Annotated in this window: 21 protein-coding genes and 1 riboswitch; of the genes, 9 read left to right on the plus strand and 12 right to left on the minus strand. The window is 37.8% G+C overall.

Annotated elements, in window-relative coordinates; all coding sequences use genetic code 11:
- The first annotated feature begins 36 nt into the window (after positions 1–36).
- Positions 37–1,203: a YbfB/YjiJ family MFS transporter gene (locus MHH70_RS09800; RefSeq protein ID WP_342471396.1), complete on the plus strand. Its 1,167-nt coding sequence runs from the start codon at positions 37–39 to the stop codon at positions 1,201–1,203.
- A gap of 126 nt (positions 1,204–1,329) precedes the next feature.
- On the opposite strand, the gene MHH70_RS09805 is transcribed toward MHH70_RS09800, so the two are convergent.
- On the minus strand, positions 1,330–1,956 hold the full coding sequence (locus MHH70_RS09805) for a histidine phosphatase family protein (protein WP_342471397.1): 627 nt from the start codon (positions 1,954–1,956) through the stop codon (positions 1,330–1,332).
- 139 nt (positions 1,957–2,095) lie between these two features.
- Between MHH70_RS09805 and norA the strand changes: the two genes are divergently transcribed.
- Positions 2,096–3,262 carry a multidrug efflux MFS transporter NorA gene (norA, locus tag MHH70_RS09810; RefSeq protein WP_342471398.1) on the plus strand — a complete coding sequence of 389 codons (1,167 nt, stop codon included), beginning with the start codon at positions 2,096–2,098 and terminating at the stop codon, positions 3,260–3,262.
- Positions 3,263–3,316: 54 nt separating this feature from the next.
- On the opposite strand, the gene MHH70_RS09815 is transcribed toward norA, so the two are convergent.
- The 4 genes from MHH70_RS09815 to MHH70_RS09830 form a co-directional block, all read right to left on the minus strand.
- Entirely contained in the window at positions 3,317–4,138 is an 822-nt protein-coding gene (locus tag MHH70_RS09815; protein WP_342471399.1) for a basic amino acid ABC transporter substrate-binding protein, read from the minus strand.
- A 202-nt stretch (positions 4,139–4,340) separates the two neighbouring features.
- Complete coding sequence (locus tag MHH70_RS09820; protein ID WP_342471400.1) at positions 4,341–5,063, minus strand: amino acid ABC transporter ATP-binding protein; 723 nt, start codon at positions 5,061–5,063, stop codon at positions 4,341–4,343.
- Positions 5,050–5,718 (minus strand): amino acid ABC transporter permease, encoded by a 669-nt coding sequence (locus tag MHH70_RS09825; RefSeq protein ID WP_107941899.1) that lies wholly within the window; start codon positions 5,716–5,718, stop codon positions 5,050–5,052. Before MHH70_RS09825 ends, MHH70_RS09820 begins: the two co-directional genes overlap by 14 nt.
- A gap of 76 nt (positions 5,719–5,794) precedes the next feature.
- Positions 5,795–7,399 carry a M20/M25/M40 family metallo-hydrolase gene (locus MHH70_RS09830; RefSeq protein ID WP_342473189.1) on the minus strand — a complete coding sequence of 535 codons (1,605 nt, stop codon included), beginning with the start codon at positions 7,397–7,399 and terminating at the stop codon, positions 5,795–5,797.
- A gap of 331 nt (positions 7,400–7,730) precedes the next feature.
- Here MHH70_RS09830 and MHH70_RS09835 point away from each other — a divergent pair, with 331 nt between their 5' ends.
- Together MHH70_RS09835 and MHH70_RS09840 are read left to right on the plus strand one after the other, a co-directional pair.
- Positions 7,731–8,474 carry an IclR family transcriptional regulator gene (locus MHH70_RS09835; protein ID WP_107941895.1) on the plus strand — a complete coding sequence of 248 codons (744 nt, stop codon included), beginning with the start codon at positions 7,731–7,733 and terminating at the stop codon, positions 8,472–8,474.
- 472 nt (positions 8,475–8,946) lie between these two features.
- Positions 8,947–10,134 carry an ornithine--oxo-acid transaminase gene (locus MHH70_RS09840; RefSeq protein WP_342471401.1) on the plus strand — a complete coding sequence of 396 codons (1,188 nt, stop codon included), beginning with the start codon at positions 8,947–8,949 and terminating at the stop codon, positions 10,132–10,134.
- Positions 10,135–10,243: 109 nt separating this feature from the next.
- Here the strand turns inward: MHH70_RS09840 and MHH70_RS09845 are convergent, their stop codons facing one another.
- Positions 10,244–11,740: a hypothetical protein gene (locus tag MHH70_RS09845; RefSeq protein WP_342471402.1), complete on the minus strand. Its 1,497-nt coding sequence runs from the start codon at positions 11,738–11,740 to the stop codon at positions 10,244–10,246.
- A gap of 105 nt (positions 11,741–11,845) precedes the next feature.
- Between MHH70_RS09845 and MHH70_RS09850 the strand changes: the two genes are divergently transcribed.
- Complete coding sequence (locus MHH70_RS09850) at positions 11,846–13,012, plus strand: MFS transporter (protein ID WP_342471403.1); 1,167 nt, start codon at positions 11,846–11,848, stop codon at positions 13,010–13,012.
- Between the two features lie 20 nt (positions 13,013–13,032).
- Here MHH70_RS09850 and MHH70_RS09855 read toward each other — a convergent pair whose 3' ends face one another.
- Positions 13,033–13,935: a DMT family transporter gene (locus tag MHH70_RS09855; RefSeq protein ID WP_342471404.1), complete on the minus strand. Its 903-nt coding sequence runs from the start codon at positions 13,933–13,935 to the stop codon at positions 13,033–13,035.
- A gap of 89 nt (positions 13,936–14,024) precedes the next feature.
- On the opposite strand from MHH70_RS09855, the gene MHH70_RS09860 reads away from it, so the two are divergent.
- Both MHH70_RS09860 and MHH70_RS09865 read left to right on the plus strand, forming a co-directional pair.
- Positions 14,025–14,582: a DUF1273 domain-containing protein gene (locus MHH70_RS09860; protein WP_342471405.1), complete on the plus strand. Its 558-nt coding sequence runs from the start codon at positions 14,025–14,027 to the stop codon at positions 14,580–14,582.
- Between the two features lie 72 nt (positions 14,583–14,654).
- Entirely contained in the window at positions 14,655–14,966 is a 312-nt protein-coding gene (locus MHH70_RS09865; RefSeq protein WP_342471406.1) for a hypothetical protein, read from the plus strand.
- A 51-nt stretch (positions 14,967–15,017) separates the two neighbouring features.
- On the opposite strand, the gene MHH70_RS09870 is transcribed toward MHH70_RS09865, so the two are convergent.
- The 3 genes from MHH70_RS09870 to MHH70_RS09880 form a co-directional block, all read right to left on the minus strand.
- The gene (locus MHH70_RS09870; protein ID WP_107941886.1) at positions 15,018–16,286 is read right to left on the minus strand and encodes a nucleobase:cation symporter-2 family protein; all 1,269 of its coding nucleotides are present in this window, start codon (positions 16,284–16,286) and stop codon (positions 15,018–15,020) included.
- Between the two features lie 23 nt (positions 16,287–16,309).
- Positions 16,310–16,882 carry a xanthine phosphoribosyltransferase gene (locus tag MHH70_RS09875; protein WP_066170411.1) on the minus strand — a complete coding sequence of 191 codons (573 nt, stop codon included), beginning with the start codon at positions 16,880–16,882 and terminating at the stop codon, positions 16,310–16,312.
- A gap of 312 nt (positions 16,883–17,194) precedes the next feature.
- Positions 17,195–17,296: riboswitch (purine riboswitch) on the minus strand.
- A gap of 87 nt (positions 17,297–17,383) precedes the next feature.
- Positions 17,384–18,127, minus strand: coding sequence for a hypothetical protein (locus MHH70_RS09880; RefSeq protein ID WP_107941884.1), 744 nt, complete (start codon positions 18,125–18,127; stop codon positions 17,384–17,386).
- An 89-nt stretch (positions 18,128–18,216) separates the two neighbouring features.
- On the opposite strand from MHH70_RS09880, the gene MHH70_RS09885 reads away from it, so the two are divergent.
- Both MHH70_RS09885 and MHH70_RS09890 read left to right on the plus strand, forming a co-directional pair.
- A complete protein-coding gene (locus tag MHH70_RS09885; protein WP_066170415.1) occupies positions 18,217–19,413 on the plus strand; it encodes an MFS transporter in 1,197 nt (398 codons plus the stop codon).
- Between the two features lie 63 nt (positions 19,414–19,476).
- Entirely contained in the window at positions 19,477–20,031 is a 555-nt protein-coding gene (locus MHH70_RS09890) for a restriction endonuclease (RefSeq protein ID WP_066170418.1), read from the plus strand.
- An 89-nt stretch (positions 20,032–20,120) separates the two neighbouring features.
- Here the strand turns inward: MHH70_RS09890 and MHH70_RS09895 are convergent, their stop codons facing one another.
- Positions 20,121–20,837, minus strand: a complete 717-nt coding sequence (locus MHH70_RS09895; RefSeq protein ID WP_107941882.1) for a toast rack family protein — start codon at positions 20,835–20,837, stop codon at positions 20,121–20,123.
- A gap of 375 nt (positions 20,838–21,212) precedes the next feature.
- Positions 21,213–22,259 carry a nitric oxide synthase oxygenase gene (locus tag MHH70_RS09900; protein ID WP_107941880.1) on the minus strand — a complete coding sequence of 349 codons (1,047 nt, stop codon included), beginning with the start codon at positions 22,257–22,259 and terminating at the stop codon, positions 21,213–21,215.
- Between the last annotated feature and the right edge of the window lie 149 nt (positions 22,260–22,408).

Here is a 22,408-nt window from a genome sequence, read left to right on the forward strand (position 1 = left end):
AATTTATTTATTATTCAGACATTGTGAGGGGATTTTATGACGAGGCAGCATATTGGAATTGTATTTGGCGGGATTTTACTTTTAGTTGTCGCAATGGGAATTAGTCGCTTTGCTTTTACACCTATTTTGCCATTTATGCGTGAGGATGAAGGCTTCTCGCTAAAGATTGGTGGTTGGCTTGCATCGAGCAATTATATAGGCTATTTCCTTGGCTCACTTGGGGCAGGCTTTATTTATAAACGTAAAAGAGCCTTTTTAATGACAAATATCGTTTTAAACGTGCTTTCCATTATTGCTATGGGACTGACACAATCTTTAATCCCCTGGCTAATTTTACGCTTTATTGCGGGTTTAACAGGCGGCTTTATTTTCGTCCTAACCTCCAGTATTGTCATGGATTACTTGGCTGCACATGTTTTAACTCGCTGGTCAGGCTTCATCTTTAGTGGAATTGGGCTTGGCATTGCTATTTCTGGACTTGTCGTGCCCTATTTAGAAAGTATTGTTGCATGGCAAGGTACATGGGTCGGACTCGGCATTATATCAGCGTTGCTTGTGATAACAACGACTGTCTTATGGCGTAATTTAACTGTACATAATAATGAAAAGACGGCTAAAACAAATGATACAAATATATGGCGAGGTTTTATGCCCTGGCTCATTATTGCTTACGGTTTAGAAGGCTTAGGCTATATTATTACCGGGACGTTTCTAGTCGATATTATTTACAATATTGATAGCTTGCGTGCATATGCAGGCTATAGCTGGGTTGTTGCAGGATTAGCTGCCGTCCCATCTGCACCGCTTTGGGTTTCATTGATGTCAAGGCTTTCGCCAGTAAAGGCTATGGCAATTGCTTACATTTTGCAAATTTTCGGCATCATCCTACCTGTTCTTTCGCAAACAGTATGGAGTGTGCTACTATCTGCCTTCTTATTTGGGATGACTTTCGTGGGACTCGTTTCCATGTCAACAGGCTATGCACGTCAGCTATTCCCCTCACAAAGTGGCACAGTTGTTTCGGTGCTTACGACGTTTTATGCATTTGGACAAATTATTGGACCTATTTTAGCAAGCAAATTTGAGGCGCACTATGCTAGTTATAAAGCGCCCTTACTCTTTGCTGGAGCTGTTGTCACATTAGCCTTGCTTATCTTGTTATTTGGTCGTTGGTATAATAGAAGGAAATCTACCGTTGTTTAGGAATATCGGGAAAGACGCCCTCTTTCCCGACTCTGCTCAAAACCTGTGACATCCGCTGGAGGACACGATGTCGGTCACTCAGTCGTTATCGCAGGTGGCGATGTTCTTGGACTGAGTTCCTATGATTCAACGTGTGTTTGAACACCCACTGAAAGACGTTAAATGTGCCTGTGAATTCAAACAACTAACATACTTCTTGCCATCTCGTAATTCAATCACGTGGAGCCCTGTATCACCCGTATCGAAAAAGCATTGCTGCTCGAGCGTTTTGCCTAACAATACATTCAATAAATGCTGTAATGTACCACCATGTGCAACAATTGCAATTTGCTGTAAATGCCCATAATTATGTAAAATCGACTGCCATACGTACTCCATGCGATATCGAAATTGTAATTGCGATTCTCCACCTTCAATTGCTATATGCATTGGTCGTCCACCCTCTGGCAATGGATATTTTATTAAGGCCTCCTTGCGCGACATTCCTGCTAATACGCCATTATTATATTCCATTAAATGCTCTACTGTGATTAACTCGCAAGGACAATATTCTCTAATAATATCTGCTGTTTGATACGCCCTTTGCAACGGGCTTGTGATAATCGCTTCTATCTTATAATGCGCTGCGATATGATTAGCTAGCTTCGTTGCTTGTTCTATGCCTAGCTCTGTCAATGGAAAATCTGCCCTTCCTTCGTGAACTTCTAATAGATCTGCTTGAGATTGCCCATGCCTTATAAGCAATAATTTCATCACCATCACCCTTTCGAGATTATGTAACTAAAACTATTTTAATGTAAACAATTATTAAAATAAAACAAAATCATTGACCCTATAGTTACTATAGGGTTTACTCTGTATATAGCATAATTTTATAGTAGGAGAAGTTTTTATGTTTGAGAAAAATTCAAAAGTCACCTTAAGTATTTTATTAGCAAATCTTTTTATCGCATTCCTAGGTATAGGCCTCGTCATTCCCGTTCTTCCAACGATTATGAATGAATTAAATATAAACGGCAAAGTTGTCGGCTATATGGTTGCTGCCTTCGCTATTACACAACTCGTTATCTCACCTATCGCAGGTAAATGGGTAGACCGATACGGTCGTAAAATTATGATTGTTATCGGTTTATTTATTTTCGGATTCTCTGAGTTTTTATTCGGTATTGGAACAACTGTCTCCGTTCTTTTTATATCTCGTATGCTCGGCGGCGTTAGTGCAGCCTTTATTATGCCGGCTGTAACAGCATTTATTGCGGATATTACCACAATGGCTACACGCGCGAAAGCTTTAGGTTATATGTCAGCAGCTATTAGCACAGGATTTATTATTGGACCGGGTATCGGTGGATTTTTAGCTGAAATCAGTACAAGGATGCCTTTCTATGCTGCAGGTGTTTTAGGCGTAGTTGCAGCGATTTGCTCGATGTTATTATTAATGGAACCTACGCGAGCTGAGGAAGTGCAGGCAGAGGAAGTAGAGGAACAAAAATCAGGTTTACGCCGCATTTTCGTACCAATGTATTTAATCGCCTTTCTAATTATTTTTATTTCTTCATTCGGCTTAGCTGCTTTCGAGTCATTATTTAGCCTTTTTGTTGACCATAAGTTTAGCTTTACACCAAAGGATATTGCTATCGTTATTACAGGTGGTGCAATCGTTGGTGCAGTTGCGCAAGTAGCATTATTCGATCGGTTGACAAAGCGTTTAGGTGAGATTGCAGTTATTCGCTATTCGCTAGTTTTCTCGACAATTCTTGTATTCGTCATGACGACAGTCAGCTCTTATATGGCCATTTTAATCACAACGTTTTTAGTGTTTGTTGGATTTGATTTAATTCGACCTGCTGTCACTGCCTATTTATCAAAAATTGCGGGTAATGAACAAGGCTTTGTAGGTGGGATGAATTCTATGTTTACGAGCCTTGCAAATATTTTTGGCCCAATTATTGGCGGCCGTTTGTTTGATATTGATTTAAACTATCCATATTATTTTGCGGTATTAGTTCTAGGCATCGGGGTTATCATTACGATTTTCTGGAAAAAACCTCAGCATTAAGGTGCCAGGCACGCAAACAATTCTGAATTGTTTGCGTGCCTGGCACTTATATTTTTATTGAACTTTAATTACTACATCCTCAGGCTTTGCTACGCCTTCAATAAGGCCGTTCTTTTCACCATTTAAGTACTCATCAAACAGCTTTTCGTATTCGCCATTTTCTTGTAATTTAGCTAATCCTGCATTGATTTTTTCGATTAGCTCTGTTTTCTTCTTATTAATTGCAATACCGTAGTATTCACCTGCTAAAATATCACCTACGATTTCCGCATCTGTTGTTTGTGTCGTAATATAGTTAATATTAGAAGGGTTGTCATATAAAACTGCATCAATTCCACCTGTATCTAATGCGCTATACGTCGTGCTAATATCTGAATATTGCTTAATATTGTTGTCTTCAATACCATTTGCAATTAAATAATTATAAGATGACGTACCCTTTTGGATACCTACTAATTTTCCTTTTAAATCATCAAAGCCTGTAATGCCTGAACTTGGTTTTGCTAAAATAGATAATCCCGATTTATAGTATGCATTAGAAAAAGCAACGCTCTCTAAACGTTTATCTGTAATTGTAATTGCACCAACTACTACATCGATTTGACCTGCAATTAATGCTGGTACAAGCCCATCAAATTGCATTGTAGAAAACTCTACTTCGAACCCTTCTTCCTCAGCGATTTTTTTGATTAAGCCAATATCAAAACCAACTAGCTCGCCATTCACATCACTTTCAAAAGGTGGATAAGTAGGACTTGTCCCTACTTGTACCACAAGTTTATCAGAGCTACCTGTCCCGCCCTCTGATTTCTCCCCACCACATGCTGCTAATACACCAACAATTAAAACTGATAATAATAATGCTATCTTTCTCATAAATATCCCCCTATTATTAATAAAATTTTGACTTGCACAAATGCTTAACAATGTTTCAATTTTTAAAACGGTAAATACATGATTATGTTTTGCTAGCTACTCTTTGCTACTTTAAATTATTTAAGTACACACCTCCTTTTATAATAGAAATCATATAGTTATTGGATTTAACGATTTCTTCAACTAAAAAACTTTACATCTGTCACAAAACTTTTGATAAAAAGTCTTGTGTACGTTTTTCTCTCGGATTATTAAAAATCTCACTAGGTGTGCCTTCTTCAACTAAATAACCACCGTCCATAAACAATACGCGGTCCCCTACTTCACGTGCAAAGCCCATTTCATGTGTGACAATAACCATTGTCATTCCTTCACGCGCTAAGTCACCCATTACTTTTAATACTTCACCAACCATTTCTGGGTCTAGCGCGGATGTAGGCTCGTCAAATAGCATTACTTTTGGCTGCATCGCTAAAGATCTGGCAATTGCAACACGTTGTTGTTGCCCTCCTGACAATTGGTGTGGATAATGTTTCTCCTTATCAGGTAAGCCTACTTTTTTTAGTAATTCTCGCGCATGGCTCTCTGCTTCTGCTTTCGTTTTCTTCAATACTTGAATCGGACCTATTGTTATATTTTCCAATATCGTTAAATGCTCAAATAGATTAAATTGTTGAAAACACATGCCTACATGCTGTCTTAACTGCTGAATATTTGTTTTCGGGTTCGTTAACTCCATTCCAACAATTTCTATCTTTCCTTTATTCGATTTTTCTAAGCCATTGAGACATCTTAAAAATGTGCTTTTTCCACTTCCAGAAGGGCCAATTACTACGACTACTTCTTGAGGTTGGATATGTGCATCAATACCTTTTAAAATCTCCAAATCACCATATGATTTATATAAATTCTCAACGCGTATCAAGTTTCATTCTCCTCTCAAGGTAACCCGCAAACTGGGATACACTAAATATCACTACAAAATAAATGATTCCTATCGCTACCCAAATGGCAAAAGGCTCAAATGTTGTCGAAATAATAATTTGCCCTCTATACACTAAATCGATAATTCCGATTGGTGCTAATAACGAAGTATCTTTAATCGCTTGAGCAGATTGATTCACTAAAGGTGGAATCATTCGTTTGAAAGCTTGTGGTAAGATGATAAAACGCATAATTTGAAATTCGCTCATCCCTATACTTTCCGATGCTTCCCTTTGCCCCTTATTAACACTTAAAATCCCTGCGCGAATAATTTCGGAAATATAAGCTCCTTGATGCAAAGCAAGTGTTAACGTTGCAGCTACAACTGGATACGACCTTTGTCCAAACCACTCGCTCATTGGCAAAATACCTGCTAAACCAAAAACAATAAAAAATAATTGTACTAATAATGGTGTAGAACGAAAAATTTCTACATAAACTGAGGCACTTGTTTTTAACACTTTAGATTTTGATAGTTTCATTACGGCAACAACTAATCCGATAATGACCGCTAAAATAATTGAAACTACCGAATAATAAATTGTGTACTTTAATCCTTCTAAAAGCTTAGGTAGATTATCTATTACTGCATTCATAGCTTCCCCTCCGACTTACATACCCATATTACAAAATCAAATGAAACCGCTTACTTATATTCCTAACTTTCACAAACTAAATGAGGCTTTTTACTAATGTTTCAATAATTACAGGCATTTCTTTAAATGCGCTGTCAACATGCAATCTTTCCGTTTTTTGATGAGCATCCTTACCAAATGGTCCTACATTTAATACAGGGCTTTGTAAAGTCGCCATCTCTTCAAACGGAATACTGTATGTTTCTCCCCAAACCGGCGTATTCTTTTCAAACGCTGTCCAGTCCCCAGATATATCAGAATAATTAACGTAACTTAAATCACATATGCCATTAAAATAATGGATTTGTTCAATTTCAATGTCGAAAGTTTTCGCCGTTTTCTTCACTAACTGAATTGCATCCTTTACAAGTGGATGGTCCGATGAATTAATTGCTGGATAATAAGGCGGTGCATATAAAATAACAGTTGCCGGTGCTAGCTCTTGACAACGAATCATTAATTGGTCGACAATGCGAATTGATTTCTCTCGGTCATCTAACTGGTCATTTTTAACAACTTGTGCTTTAATAGAAGCGATTTCAGCTTCACCTAATTTTTGAATTGCGTATTGTAACAATGTTTCATAACGAAGTACTTTCACAGCGCCTACCCCGTTCACTTGCTCACGTTTACAAATGTTTTCATAATGTGCGTTACAAGCTGCCATTGCCTCATTAGCTACTTGCTCAAATAAGTCCATAATTTCCGTCGCTGTACGCTTTAATAAAAACACATTATAAAGAGCGGCTGCACGGTACGGTGTTTGTGTTGAATATTCCATCTTTAAATCCTTCAATTGAAGCGAAACAGGTAAAGGTGTTTGTTCCCCTAAATCACTCTCACGGAAAATAGGATTCCATTCCATATGCTGTGTCATATAGGAGGCTATAAAGCTTGCTGTCATACCTTTCAAAGGTTCACCTGCATGTGTTTCCTTACCATAGAATAAAGCGGCTGGCATAATTTTCCCAATCGTTCCTGAATACATATACTCTTTAATATCTGTAGGATTTTGTGAGAAGGATGGCTCACTATTCAAAAATAATTTATATGTTAAACCATATTGTTTACGTAATCTCACTAATTCCACTACGGCTGCTCGCATCCCAGCAGAGTTTACTTCCTCATCCGGTACAGCCGTTAAAAGTAGATTGATCGGCCAATTTTCATTGCTTGCTTTTTCAATTAATTGCATATGCAAAGCTAAGCCCATTTTCATATCCATCGTGCCGCGACCGAATAAATAATTACCTGATTGTAAATCCGCTTTAACCACTTCTGGCAAATCATTAAAGTATTTTGGTTCCTTTAGCTTTTCTGTCAGCTCCTCAGGGAAAAAGGCAAGTGGTTCTAATTCACCGTATTCCTCTGTATGCACTGTATCGAAATGGCTAATTAGTACGATTGTTTCTGTCGCTGTCGGATGCTTATAGAATGCAGTAACCGCATTACGACCGAGACCGGCATCATGTAACTCAATATATTCAGAATGCTCTTGAAAATAGGGCAACATCTGTAACTTATCACGCAGCTTATATGCAAATTTGTTCTCGCCCTCTGTTAACGTTCGACTATCCCATCCAACAACTTCACATAATAATGCGCGTAATTTCTCTGGTGTATTCCAAAAATACTGACTCATCATTTTTCTCCCTTTCCACTGCTACCATTCATCATTTCTTTTTTACCCACATCTACAGACAGTAACTATAATTACATATTCTAATGATGTATACATTACTAAATCATTTCACCCCTTTTTCCGCTTGACGGAAATCATTTCTGCTAAACGGAAATAATATACTATGAAATATAATCGTTAACGATTATAATGTCAATATATTCTGATTCTTTTAGATACGCTAAACGAATATTTTTTTACTGAAAGCTCACCGCAAAGCTTGTGGCGCCTTCCTATTCGTTAATGTAAAATTAATAGCAATCTAGTAAAACGAAAAGGTGTTGTTAATATTATGCAATTATTAGAAAGATGTGTAAAAATAGCCAAAGCACTTATGTCCTCTGATACACATAACGGTTTATCCATTTCTGATTTAGCTCAAAAATGTGATTTGCCAATTAGTACCTTGCACAGAATTTTACAAGCAATGATTCAGCAAGGTATGGTGGAACAAAATAAACAAACAAAACACTATCATATCGGGACAATTTGGATGGAAATCGGTTTGCAAATATATGATTCCCAGGATTTTATTAATGTCATCCGACCTGAGCTACAGCGTCTATCAAAGGAAGTTGGAGAAAGTGTATACTTAAGCAAAATGTCAGGCACAGATACAATAATCATCGAACGAATTGACAATATTACTAACCCTATTCGCATCTATGATCCATTAGGTATTCGGATTCCAATGCATATTGGTTCAGGTAATAAAGCTTTACTCGCTGCAATGTCAGATGAAGAAGTAACAGAGATTTTAAGCCAGCTTGTCACACCGAAAGAGATAGAACAACTTAAAAAACAGCTTATGCAAATAAAGGCAAAGGGCTTTGCTGTCAGTCATGGAGAATTTACAAAAGGAACATCAGCTGTTTCCGCTGTTGTTTATAATGGATTTAATGAAATTGAAGGTGTTGTAACCATTGACTTTGTAAGCTTCAATGTCTCCGATGAACATATTCAAACATTAGCAAACAGTGTCATCGACACAGCTAAGCGAATTTCTTTGAAGCTTGGCTATAAGGGAGGTGTCTGAAAGCGCGCGTTCACAGTGCTTTCGGACACTTTTTTTAATGAATAAATAACTTAGAATAATGTCTAGGCTAAACGGGCACCCTTCGGTCATTTCAAATCTTCATTCAAAATGCTGGAGCGTTTACTTTTACACCCGCACCCTTCTATACCTCTTGGAGCTGAACGGCGGCTTTATCTCTATTCTCTTTTCTAAAGATGCTTCCGTATTTTTCTGCACTCCTGCATTCTAAAGAATAGCAATAATGCACAAAAGTATAATTTTATAAATTATAGAGCTATACTAGTTATTAAATTGCGAAAAAACTTGAGCTACTTCCCCATTCGCAGCTCAAGCTTTTTGTGATGAAAAAATATTTAAAAATAAAACTTGAAAAATGCAAGATATTTCTGCATTATAATAAGTATAAGGTGCAATAAGACGCAAATTTTCTTTGCGCTCTATTCTATTACATTTAATAAGGGGGATTTTTATTATGACGAAAACAGCTCAACTTATTACACAAACTGAAAATTTCGGTGCAAATAACTACCATCCACTGCCGATTGTGATTTCTGAAGCAGAAGGTGTATGGGTAAAGGACCCTGAAGGCAATAAATATATGGATATGTTATCTGCTTATTCTGCAGTTAACCAAGGTCACCGCCATCCTAAAATCATTGAGGCATTAAAAAAACAAGCTGACCGCGTGACATTAACATCTCGTGCATTCCACTCTGATCAACTAGGTCCTTGGTATGAAAAAGTAAGTAAATTAACGAATAAAGAAATGGTTCTACCAATGAACACAGGTGCTGAGGCAGTTGAAACAGCGATTAAAACGGCTCGTCGTTGGGCATACGAGAAAAAAGGGGTAGCAGAAAACCAAGCACATATTATTGGCTGTATCGGCAACTTCCACGGTCGTACGATGGCAGCGGTTTCTTTATCCTCTGAGGCAGAGTATCAGCGTGGCTTCGGTCCATTATTACCGGGCTTCAGCTTAGTACCATATGGCGATATTGATGCATTAAAAAATGCTATTACGCCAAATACAGCGGCATTTATTGTTGAGCCAATTCAAGGGGAAGCAGGTATCCTTATTCCACCAGCAGGCTTCTTAAAAGCGGCGAAGCAATTATGTGAAGAAAACAATGTATTATTTATCGCAGACGAAATTCAAAGTGGTCTTGCACGCTCTGGAAAAATGTTTGCTTATGAATGGGAAGGTATTACACCAGATATTTTAATCCTTGGTAAAGCGCTAGGTGGCGGAGTTTTCCCAATTTCATGTGTTGTAGCTAACCGTGATGTTTTAGGCGTATTTAACCCAGGTTCACACGGCTCTACATTCGGTGGAAATCCACTTGCATGTGCGGTATCTATTGCGGCACTTGAAGTAATTGAAGAGGAAGACTTAGCAGCACGCTCATTAGGCTTGGGCGACTACTTCCAGGAAGCCCTTCGCCAAATCAACCACCCTGCGATTAAAGAAGTACGCGGACGCGGTTTATTTATCGGCTTAGAATTACACGAATCTGCTCGACCATACTGTGAGAAATTAATGGAGCGCGGCTTATTATGTAAAGAAACACACGATACAGTAATCCGCTTTGCACCACCATTAGTTATCACAAAAGAAGAATTAGATTGGGCAATCGACCAAATTAAAGCTGTGTTTTAAGAAGACGTCCGAAAAGCGTGCTAACGCACTGCTTTTCGGATGTTTCAGTTTATATAAGTGCCAGGCACAGAAACAATTCTGAATTGTTTCTGTGCATGGCACTTAATCATTAACATCCAAACCAACATGTCGTTAAATTAGGATAACCATAAATATTTTCTACACTTCTTCTGAAATTAGAGGGATAATAGATTTCACGGAAGGATTTATACAGGACAGCAAACCACGTGTTATCATTAACATTTTCTAAAATAATAGACAATGGGTGCTCTTTATCATTTTCTAAAATAAATGGTGGGGCGAGGTACTCTCCTATTATTATTAAATCTACTTGTGTAAATAATTTATTTAAAGGCAAATCATCAATCGTAAGCTTTATTACCTCTGCTTGTATACCTTGCTCTTCACAAAAATTATGCAAAGCTACAATAAATTTCGTTTGATTGACGATATAGCCAATACGCAATGCCGGCATACTTACCCGTTGTAGGCTAGTTAATGTTTCTTGAACACAGGATGACTTTAGAGAATCCACCTGCCCTATTTGTTGCGCAAATCGCTTTAAAATCCATAGCATATATAGACGTACCTCGCGCTTCTGCAAGTTGTTTGAAAAAGGATTAAAGTAAGTTGATACGATTCCCCCTAGCTCCACACAGCTCTGATACTGCGCTTCGTTTTGTTGCATTGACCATTCCAGCCTTCTTTGCAGCGTTGAAGGTATCGTTACAAATTGAATCTTATTAATAAGTGCTTGTGTGAGGTGATATTGAGAGCATGCTGTTAATTGCACTGCTCCATTAGAATCTTGAGCTATTTTATACGCCCCTGTTCCAATGCGGTAGTTTAATGGATGATACAAGCTAAAATCCAATTGAGAAAGAAGTGTTAGTAACTCCTCCTCTCCCCCCATATATTTGATTTCAAAAATAGCATTCGTTCGTTTTTCTATACTAATCACTTTTCTAAAAAAATGACTATATTTGTTTAGCATAAAAGTCGTTTTAATTGATTCCATGATTTCTTCTATTTTTACGGTTTCTCCATTATGCCAATAAAGAAATGGGCGAACGTAAAAAATAAAGCATTGTCCAAATTGCTCCCAATGATGGATTAAATCTCCTTTAAACGTATTATTATTTTGAATTACGATACGGCTATAAATATGGGATAACACCCAGCCACTTTCGGTATCGCTATAATTATGTGGGTGAAGGTTTAGATTTTTACTATAAATAGGTATTGTCAGCATTGACGCTGCTTTTCGTTCATCTGACACGATATTTTCCGTCAATAATGCTGCGACATTTTGCTGGAACTTCTCTGAAAAGTAAGACATATTTATATCTGTTAGGGCTTTGAAATTTTTCTGTTTGAATTCACTATTTAATACAATAAGTAATTGTTTCTCGATATCCTGCAACCACTGAATGCTTGATATATGTCCCCTTCCTTTACCTGCACAATAACGTATCCAGCCCTCTGTCTCCCATTTCTTGATTTTGCGAGTCACTTGCTTTGTACTTAACTGCATCATCTCACTTATCTTATGAATGGATAGTTGTTCATTACGCAGTGACCATAATAATTGCAATGCTAACTCCATTATTTATCCTCCCCCACTTTAAAAAGTAGACATAAACTTCAGTAATTGTCCCTTTTTCTTTTTCTACGTCCACTTTATTATAGCATTTGAAGGGATGTGTTTAGATTGGTTCGTTTAGCAAAAGTAATTTGGTTACAAGGATTATTGGATTTTTCCTTATCTGCTTATTTTATTTTTACTACATGGAGTCTTTATGAGCAAACAGAGAATGTGGTGTATACAGGACTATTTGTAGGGCTAGGATTTTTACCAAGCTTATTATGCATACCTTTTATCGGGGTATTTGTAGATCGTTATAACAAAAAGCATTTATTAATTTTGGCACTAACATTAATACTTCTAACAATATGTACAGTTCTAATAAGTTTCAAAAATATATCGCCTGTTCTGCTAATTTCGTCCAATATGGTACTGCAATTATGCGGGTCACTTATACGTCCAACTATGCAAGCATATCTAGCTACCATCTTTATTAAAGAGCAGCTTATTATCACTTTTCAAAAATCGGCTTCTTACACGATTATTGGTGGTATTTTAGGTACTGCTATTAGTAGTTTCTTCATTGCTCAAGCATTGATTAACACGCTATCATTCATCATTTTGTTAACCTTAATCATCGCATTTTATTTACTTTGGCAATTACCAACAGAGCAAGCATCTACTGCTCTTACCCACCATTCAATACTCGAAGAAATGATAGCTGGCTTTATCTATTCCTTGTCTAGTCGTTTTTTTCTACAACTACTGGTCATCATGGCAATTGGGCAATTGATTTATCATACAACTATCGGATTTTTAGCAGCTTATACGTATGAAGTTTTAAAATCTTCTGCTACTGTTTATGGATTGCTTGAAATAACAGTTTCAAGCAGCGGTGTATTAGCTGGACTACTTGGCGCAAAATTCATAAAGCTATTCCAGCGATTTTCTTCACTAACTATTATGCTCATACTAATAGCTAGTCTTTTTTTGCTAACGTTTAACACAACGCTTGCATTCACTATGATAGGCTGTGCAGGCATTGGGTACTGTACAACATGGATACGAACAACATTTCAAGCCATTCAACAAATATCAACAGAACCTCAATACCACGGTCGTGCTGCTAGTGTTCGTATGTTTTTTAATCAAGGTATTGTCGTTTGTTTAACACCTATTTTTGGTATATTAGCTGAAAACTTCTCTATCCACCACGTATTTTTCATATTAGCTGCTCTTAGCTTTATTGGAATGCTTCTTTGTAGTACTAGCCAGGTACATAAACAATTCTGAATTGTTTGTGTGCCTGGCACTCATGCTTTTCGGCTTCGCACAAATGCCTCTACCGCTCCTGTTCCCGTCAGTACACCAACAATTATAAGCAAGCAGCCAAATATTTGATTCATACCTATCGGATCCTTTAGTAAAATGGCTGTGCCTAGCAAGCTGAATAACGTGTTAAAATTACCAAAAATCGCAGTTTCGGCTGCGCCTATTTTTGCGATGGCATAATTATAAATAACATGACCAAGAGCAGTTGCGAATATTGCAGATGCTAATAATAAAGCTATTGCTGACGGTGCAACCGTAGTAAAGTAGATAAACTGCGCCGGCTCTATCATTAACGCTAGTAATAGCAAAACTATCGAGCCACTTAGCATCATATAGCCTGTTAGTACGACCGGATTCAACGTTTTGGATGCCTTACTTATGATTAGAAAGCTAAATGCTTGTGCTAAAATAGATAGAAAAACGAGGATATCACCTATTGCTATTCCCGTCATTCCTTCTCCCCCACGTAAAACAGCCATTATCACTCCAAACGTGCCTACAACAAAGCCTAAAAAACGCTGCCAACTCATTTGTGTGAAGCCAAAAATGATAGCAAGTATTGCCGTTAATAATGGGCTAAAGCCTAAAATAATACTGCCCTTCGTAGCCATCGTATTTGCTAATCCAAATGCTAACAAGCTATGGTGTAGCACGACGCCTAATATACTTGCAGCCATTATAGAATATACCTCGGTACGAGTAGGTTTTTGTAGCTTTTTTAAAAGAGCTAAAATCCCTACAACAGTAATGCCAGCAATAAAAATACGCACAGCAGTCATCGTCAATGGACTAAAATAAGAAACTAATAGCTTTAAGGCAACAACATTTAATCCCCAAGCTAGCATTACAATTAGTAAAATGATATATATTTTAGCTTTTCCCATGCCATTCCCTTCTTTCTCCTCAAAAAATCTCGTACAATTAGAAACATCTTAACATACGAATCAATTAATTATCATAGGGAGTGATTTAGATGATTAAAACACTTTTTATTACAGGCTATAGGCCACATGAGTTAGGTATTTTTAATGAGCAGCATCCAGGCATTGCGATTATAAAAAAAGCAATAGAAAATAAGTTACTGGCATTATTAGATGATGGCTTAGAATGGGTGATTGTTAGTGGTCAGCTAGGTGTTGAACTATGGGCGACAGAGGTTGTTCGCGCATTAAAGGAGCAATATCCTATCTTAAAATATTCGGTTATTACACCATTTTTAGAGCAGGAGAAAAATTGGAATGAGCATAAGCAAGAGCTATATCAACGAATGATTTTACAGGCTGATTTTGTCACAAGTGTAACGAAGCGACCATATGAGGCGCCTTGGCAGTTTATTGAGAAGGATAAATTTATTATTAACAATACAGATGCGACGTTACTCATTTATGATGAGGAAAATGAAGCATCACCTAAATATGTATTAAATTTAGTAAAAAAATATATGGAGCAACACGATGAATACGAGCTTTTATCAATTAACGCTTATGATTTACAAGTCATTGCTGAAGAAATGCAGCAAGAAAATTGGTAATATACGCATCTTCTAATATTACAGAATTCTGATATAATACAGGCAAAGTAATATACTAAGGAGGTGCTCATTATGATTAAACTAGAAATGATAGTCGAACAACAGCCGATCCACATTTCGCACGACACGTATCGCAGAGAATGTCGTTATACGCGTGGCATTCATATTCCTGCTGATGAGTTCTCACAAATTATCAATCTTATGGAAGAAGATACAAAAATCTATTTTGAGTTTCATAATGTAGCTAAGAAAATTGAGCCTGGTATTTATTTGAACGGTCATTCGAGCCTTGCAAGACAAATTGATAACTACTATAAAAAAAAGAAAAACACTGAAATTATAGGCATTAATAACGGTAAAGATTTTTATGTCAAGCTAACGTAAAAAACGTGCCAGGCACACAAACAATTCTGAATTGTTTGTGTGCCTGGCACTTTATTTTTTGCCAATCATATTGAATACAATGTTAAGAACAATCGCTGTCACAGAACCACAGACGATTCCATTTGATGTTAAAATATTTAAGCCAAACTTAGAAGGTAATGATGCGAATAACTCTGGTACAACGGCTACGCCGATACCTAATCCTACCGCACAGGCAACAATCATGGCATTTTCTGTTGATTTCGCAATTTCCGGAGCTAGCATTTTAATTCCTTGTGTAATGACCATTCCGAACATCGCTAGCATCGCAGCACCTAGCACAGGCGTTGGAATAATTGTCGTTAAAGCAGCAAGCTTCGGTAAAAAACCTAGTGCAACTAACATCCCACCTGTAATGAAAATAACTTTGCGGTCACGCACGCCAGATACTTGAATTAAGCCGACATTTTGTGAAAACGTCGTGTATGGGAAAGCATTGAAAATACCACCGATAATAGAGGCTAACCCTTCCGCACGATATCCCTTCGCTAAATCCTTCGATGTTAAGGGCTTTTCACAAATATCACTTAATGCGTAGTAAACACCTGTTGATTCAACTAGGGATACCATCGCTACAAGTGTCATTATAATAATCGCAGATGCATCAAAGGTCGGTGTCGCTAAATAAAATGGCACTGCAATATGCATCCAAGAAGCGTCAATAACTGGTGTAAAGTCTACCTTCCCCATAAATGCTGCAACAATCGTCCCAATGACTAAGCCTAATAAAATAGCAATCGCACGGATAAACCCATTAGAAAAACGGTAAATTACTAAAATAATTAGTAGTGTAATAAATGCTAAACCAACATTAGAACCTGACGCAAAGTCATCTGCCCCTTGTCCACCGCCCATATTGTTAATTGCTACTGGAATTAAACTAACCCCAATAATTGTCACAACTGAGCCTGTTACAACAGGTGGGAAAAAGCGCACTAATAAGCCAAAAACACCTGAAATTAAAACAATAATGATACCGGAAGCGATAATCGCACCGTAAACTGCACCTAAGCCGCTAGAAGAACCGATTAAGATAATTGGGCTTACCGCTGTAAATGTACAGCCAAGTACAACAGGCAAACCAATACCGATATATTTGCCTTTCCATACTTGCAATAGTGTCGCAATACCACACATCATAATATCAATTGCGACTAAATATGTCATTTGTGCTGGCGTAAAATTGAGTGCGCCACCGATAATCAAAGGTACTAAAATTGCTCCTGCGTACATTGCGAGTAAATGCTGAATACCTAAAGTTGTTGCCTTAAAGCCATTCATAAAAAATGTGACCTCCTACAGTCCTAATCAAAAAATTCAACTTTGCCGTTTGCTAATGATTTAATATTTGCCAATGATTCAATGCGTAAACCTTGCTCTCGTAATTGTTGTCCGCCCTGCTGGAAGCCCTTTTCAATAACAATTCCCGCGCCAACAACATGCGCACCTGACTGTTGGACAATATCTAATAATCCTTTCAACGCCTCACCATTCGCTAGAAAATCATCGATAATAATTACGCGGTCATCTGCTGACAAAAAACTTTTAGAAACGGAAATTTCATTTACTTCGTTTTTCGTGAAAGAATGAACCTTTGAAGAATATAAATTATCTGTTAATGTTAAAGATTTACGCTTGCGAGCAAAAACAACAGGCGCACCAAGCACTAAGCCTAAAAATGTTGCTGGTGCGATACCCGACGATTCAATTGTTAACACCTTTGTAATGATTTCATCGCTATAGCGATTGGCAAACTCCTCCCCTACTTCCTGCATTAGCATAGGGTCGATTTGGTGATTTAAAAAAGAATCCACCTTTAATACAACATCTGATAATACTTTTCCTTCTTGCTGAATTTTATCCTTTAAAAGCTTCATGAAAGCTCCTCCTCTAAAATAATAAATCAATTACGCCTCGGCTTACTGTCGCCTAGGTTTTTTGAGCAAACTGATAGAAGTTAACCTAAAGCCGTTACGTCCTGTAACATTCTCCCCAAAATCTGGACACTTAGTAGTTATCAAAAATAGCAGTGTTCTTAGACTAAAAGTTCCTCTTTGTTAGGGAATATCCAAACATTTACTAAAAGAAGCTAAAAAACTCGAAAAGCTATCTCTATATAGAGAAGAGCCCTTCGAGTTTTCTACACCGAAAGAACGTATAACAATAAATTAACATGTAAATCTCACATGCATTTTGCTACTTCTTCTCATAGTCGATTTCTTTACGGGAAATCGGTAGAAACTTACGAGCCATATCCTCGTTATTATATGAGTAAAATATAATTTTGAATTAAGAATGCTCCAATTATAAGCACCAAAACGCTTTAATGCAATAGCTCCAAAATAATAAAATTTTTCACACTTTTCTGATTATGTATCTTATTGATACGGCTCGTATAAGCTCTTTATTTTGTCTTTAAATTGTTGAAATACTTTACCCTCTTTACCATAGTAACTCATGCTACGGCATGCTAAAACCTTAATAATATGACCATTTTTACAATGCAACTCTCCAAAAACACCATACTCCTCTAATTGTTGCACTTTGTTCACTTGACTATAGTAATCCGTTAGCTGTTCGGCAAAATTCATTCTAAATTGTTGCACTGCCTCTGTACCATGTAAGACAATAAATTCGGGCTGAAATTCCTCCACTACTTCTCGAAAGATTACTTGCCCTCTCTTATATAAATTCGGCGTTTCCTTGCGCGCTAGCTTTAGCTCCTGCACATCCTTCACCTGTAAAGTATTTATATATGTTGCAACTACCTGAGTATTAAGCGTTTGCCTGACCCATTCAATGAAATGCAACATCCCCAAATACTCTCGCGATTGCTGCTTCATCTCATGTCCGTATATTTCATCGAATAATTGACCATTTACTAGCGCATCGATATACACAGCTTCGCTCGTTGTATTACTTTCAATTTTAGGGGTCGCAACTGCACCGACTAATAACATTCTAGATTTATATGGATTCCCATCGACTTGAAACGGTCGAAAGGCCAATTGCGCATCATCATCCGTTACCCAAGCTTGTATCTTTTTATAAAACCCTGCCGATACTCCCATTCGCTTCACATCCTTCATAATAATGATTTCTTGCATTTTAGCATATTTCACTTACCTTTTCCTAGCGTATGTAAACAACCTTTTAGAAATCCGTATGCACTTGCTATATAATGAAATAATTATGTAGTAGGAGGATCGCAATGAATTCAGATTTATCAAGCCAAACAAATAAAAAACTAACAAAGCAAACTTTGCTCTTCGTTGTAGCCATTTTTCTTATTGCAACGATTTTACGAACACCACTGACTGTCGTAGGGCCCGCTATTCCATTTATTCGTGCTGATTTAGGAATTTCCAATACGCTGGCTGGATTTTTAACGACGATTCCTTTATTAGCCTTTGCGGTTATTTCACCCTTTGCGGCATCAATCGCACGTAAATTGGGGATGGAGAACACTTTATTTTATTCTGTTATATTTTTAGCAATAGGAATCATTTTACGTTCTACAGGTGTTGCGTTTTTACTTATAGCTGGAACAATATTAATTGGGATAGCTATTTCCTTTGCCAACGTACTTATTCCTAGTTATTTCAAGCTGAAATTTCCGCTACATATCGGACTTTTAATGGGGATTTATACCGTATCTATGAACCTCTCAGCTGGGCTAGCGGTCGGCATAAGTCATCCCATCGCCTCATCATCGTGGGGCTGGCAGGGGGCTCTAGGTTTCTCCATAATCCTTTGTCTGATAACATTGGCTGCTTGGCTTCCTTTATTACGTAGCAATAAAGTAGAAATGATTGGCCCTAGTGCAAAACAACCGCGCGCAAAGCTCTCTCGTTCAGGGCTTGCATGGACTGTCGCTTTAACAATGGGATTCCAATCGTTCTTCTTTTATTCTTTAGCGACATGGCTACCAGAAATACTAGTATCACAAGGCATAACTCCTGAAAAAGCGGGTTGGCTTACAATGCTTTCACAGTTTGCGCAAATCCCAATGACCTTTATCGTGCCAATTATCGCAAGTAGACTCTCTTCTCAACGTCCTATTGCAGTATTTTTTATTATTTGCTATTTCATTGGTTATGCTGGGCTTTTAATGGAATGGACAAGCCTAGTAATCATTTGGATGATTTTCCTTGGCTTCGCGGGAGGAGCCTCCTTCAGTCTGTGTATGATGCTTTTCACTTTGCGCACTAAAACAGCATATGAAGCTGCTGAGCTATCAGGATTTGCTCAATCTATTGGCTACTTGCTTGCAGCGGTTGGACCTATCGCGCTTGGCTATATTCATGATGCTACGGGCGACTGGTATGTTCCAAATGTCATGTTCATTATTATTACGGTCATACTTTTCATAACAAGTATGATTAGCTCACAAAACCGTACAATCTAATACGAACATTTGTACCTTTTTATGCTATAATAAAAAGTATCATTATAGTTAGGAGTACAAATTTTGAAAAAAAGAAAGAAAAAACATAAAAAAAGCTTATTCACTTCATTCCTTCAAATATTATTAGTAATCTCTGGTGTTATAGGCTGGTATTTCACAAAAACGTGGCAAGGTATTATCACTGCCATCGTCATTTATTTCGTTGTCATTATTTGCTGTACAGTTTGGTTTAAAACGAGACGACTTGCTCGTTTACGTAGAGCGGGAATTAAAGATGTAGATAATATGACTGGGGAAGAATTTGAACAATTTTTAGGCCAGTTATTCAAACGCCGCGGATATAAAGTATCCTATACTGCCGCTTCTGGTGATTATGGGGCAGACTTGATTTTAAAGGACCGCAAAGAAATAATTGCTGTGCAAGCTAAGCGTTATAGCGGCACAGTCGGCGTAAAAGCAGTGCAAGAAATTATCGGTGCAGTTAAAATGTATGATGCAACAGAGGCATGGGTTGTGACAAATAGCCATTTCACAAAGCAGGCTATCAAGCTCGCGGATATTAACGATGTTTATTTGATTGACCGTGAAGAATTAATCGACCTTATTCTAAAAAAATAAAATAGCTGTAAAAAAGTTATTTTTACTCTAAAATGGCTGTCTCGAAAGCAAGCAACACAGCGCTTTCAAGACAGCCATCTCTTCATCTATTATTTATCTAACTTTAATGTGACTTCGCCGATGCCCATTTCAATACTTACATTAATTGTTACTTCTGCCTCACCATATGCTTCATTGACATATACGCCATTTCCATTAGCAATAAAGCCATCGACATCAAGAGTACCGATACCTTTTTCCACTGTAATTTTCACACCTACGGCTGATGGTAAAATAACAGTTGTTTTGCCTACACCTGATTCAATTTTTGTGTCAAAGCCCTTTGACCAATCGCCGCCTAAATTAACGGATAAATCACCAACGCCTGTGTCAATATCTAGCTTTTGAAGCTGTAGACCCTGTAGGTCGAGCTTAGCAACGGCTGCACCCGTCTCTATAGATAAATCCATCGGCACATCTTCATTCAGCATAAGCGACCAATTGCTTTTTACTTCTGACAAACCAATGTTTCTCGAACCCTTTTGTTCAATTTTGACTTCGCCTGTCTGCCCCTTTGATTTATACCTCACTTGCGGAGCTAACTTCTTTTTATTATACTGCGCAGTGCCCTCTACCCATTGCTTTGCACCTTTAGCAATTGTTACCTCTCCGACCCCAAGGTCAATATCGACATTTAAGTTTTTAGCCTCATCCCTGGTAACCTCAATGGATTCCTCTCTTGTTTTGCCTGACATAAAAGGAAAGCAGCCTGTTAACACCATAACCGAAGCACCTATCATCACTCCAAGTATCATTACCTTTTTCATTTTTTATATCCTCCCTCTACATACTGTATATGTTATCTTTAGTATATAGAATTAATGTTTTTCCAAAAACATCCTCGCGGTGGAATTATTACTACGTCTCTAGACCGAGACGCTGAAGATTGTGCTTTGGCATTAGAATAGAGAGCTGTCTTTGAAAAGGTGATAAAGTGAAACTTCAATCAGTGGAGGTTTTTTCATCCTCCACTGATTATTAGTTGGACCAATCGGCTTTTACGGGCGGTCAATCTCTCACTTATCCTTAGCGTATCTTCACTTAAGTCTTGAAGTGGGCGTCCTACTAACACTGTATTTAGCAGTTCTTCCTTATATTAAAGTATATTGGTCTTTTGCTTTTTACTAGCTAGCACCCTCTTGCTATTTTGATGTAAAGGGCTTGCATACAGGATAAAAATAATTTGGCTTCTTTATCTCATTGGAAATAGGCTGATGATAAATATGTGTTGTTGCGGGCGAAAGCGGTGGAATTAACCACGTCCAATTGCCTGTTACTTCACGCGCCGCGTCCTTCTCTAGCTGCTGAAAAAGCTTAAATTGCTGTGCGGCAGTATGATGGTCAACAATGCTGACACCCGCCCTTTTAAAAGAGTGTAGTACCGCAATATTGAGCTCGACAAGTGCGCGGTCTTTCCATAAGGAGCTGTTTGATTCGCGTGTAATACCAATTGTATCTGCCACAGCAGGTAGCATATTATAACGCTCCACGTCAGCCAAATTACGCGCACCAATTTCAGTGCCCATATACCAGCCGTTGAATGGTGCAGCAGCAAATTCGAATCCACCACAACTAAAGCGCATACTCGAAATAATCGGCACGGCATACCATTTAAGTTGAAGCTGTGCAAAGCTATCATATTCCGGATGTGTCATATCAACTTCTAACACATACTTTCTCGGAATCTCAAACCATTTTGGCTTACGTTCATCCACTTGAATAACAAGTGGCAGTACGTCGAAATCCGTACCCTCTCCTTGCCACCCAAGCTCCATACATATTTTCGTAAAGTGCAATGAATCCGAATCCCCAACAATCCCATTATTCGTCTCGTATCCTGCATAACGAATCAACTGATGGTTCCAAATGCGCACACGATTAGGCGCAAAAACGGTTTGTGCAGGACGAATTTTCCCACCATTTGTCGCAAAACTAATATGGCGCAAAAGTGCCTCAAAGATTGCTTGTTCCTCTAGTAAATGACGCTCATCAAAAACATGCAATGACTGCCAAAACAAACGCCCAATACATTTATTACTGTTGCGCCACGCAACACGCGCACCAAATGTTAATTCTTCTGTCGTTAAAGAGAATGGCTCCTGCTTCAAACGCTCTGCTAACCATTCATCTGTTTTATTACATTCTATTTTATATAAATTAAAAAAGTCATACATCTCTTGCTTATTCATCGTCGCATCCTCCACTCGCTTTAATTGTAGAAGAAGCTTTAGTAGAAACCAATGCTTAGTGCACTTTCAAAAACATGTATTTTTCATATATGACTAAAAATAGTCAAAATAAGATGCATCTCTGGAAGTAGAAAATAACATATTTATCA

The sequence above is a fragment of the Metasolibacillus sp. FSL H7-0170 genome, from assembly GCF_038593115.1.
GTDB classification, from domain to species: domain Bacteria; phylum Bacillota; class Bacilli; order Bacillales_A; family Planococcaceae; genus Metasolibacillus; species Metasolibacillus fluoroglycofenilyticus.

Coding starts and splice junctions, on each gene's coding strand:
- MHH70_RS09800 (WP_342471396.1), top strand. CDS start 37: ATGACGAGGCAGCATATTGGAATTGTATTTGGCGGGATTTTACTTTTA.
- MHH70_RS09805 (WP_342471397.1), bottom strand. CDS start 1,956: ATGAAATTATTGCTTATAAGGCATGGGCAATCTCAAGCAGATCTATTA.
- norA (WP_342471398.1), top strand. CDS start 2,096: ATGTTTGAGAAAAATTCAAAAGTCACCTTAAGTATTTTATTAGCAAAT.
- MHH70_RS09815 (WP_342471399.1), bottom strand. CDS start 4,138: ATGAGAAAGATAGCATTATTATTATCAGTTTTAATTGTTGGTGTATTA.
- MHH70_RS09825 (WP_107941899.1), bottom strand. CDS start 5,718: ATGAATGCAGTAATAGATAATCTACCTAAGCTTTTAGAAGGATTAAAG.
- MHH70_RS09830 (WP_342473189.1), bottom strand. CDS start 7,399: ATGAGTCAGTATTTTTGGAATACACCAGAGAAATTACGCGCATTATTA.
- MHH70_RS09835 (WP_107941895.1), top strand. CDS start 7,731: ATGCAATTATTAGAAAGATGTGTAAAAATAGCCAAAGCACTTATGTCC.
- MHH70_RS09840 (WP_342471401.1), top strand. CDS start 8,947: ATGACGAAAACAGCTCAACTTATTACACAAACTGAAAATTTCGGTGCA.
- MHH70_RS09845 (WP_342471402.1), bottom strand. CDS start 11,740: ATGGAGTTAGCATTGCAATTATTATGGTCACTGCGTAATGAACAACTA.
- MHH70_RS09855 (WP_342471404.1), bottom strand. CDS start 13,935: ATGGGAAAAGCTAAAATATATATCATTTTACTAATTGTAATGCTAGCT.
- MHH70_RS09860 (WP_342471405.1), top strand. CDS start 14,025: ATGATTAAAACACTTTTTATTACAGGCTATAGGCCACATGAGTTAGGT.
- MHH70_RS09865 (WP_342471406.1), top strand. CDS start 14,655: ATGATTAAACTAGAAATGATAGTCGAACAACAGCCGATCCACATTTCG.
- MHH70_RS09870 (WP_107941886.1), bottom strand. CDS start 16,286: ATGAATGGCTTTAAGGCAACAACTTTAGGTATTCAGCATTTACTCGCA.
- MHH70_RS09875 (WP_066170411.1), bottom strand. CDS start 16,882: ATGAAGCTTTTAAAGGATAAAATTCAGCAAGAAGGAAAAGTATTATCA.
- MHH70_RS09885 (WP_066170415.1), top strand. CDS start 18,217: ATGAATTCAGATTTATCAAGCCAAACAAATAAAAAACTAACAAAGCAA.
- MHH70_RS09895 (WP_107941882.1), bottom strand. CDS start 20,837: ATGAAAAAGGTAATGATACTTGGAGTGATGATAGGTGCTTCGGTTATG.
- MHH70_RS09900 (WP_107941880.1), bottom strand. CDS start 22,259: ATGAATAAGCAAGAGATGTATGACTTTTTTAATTTATATAAAATAGAA.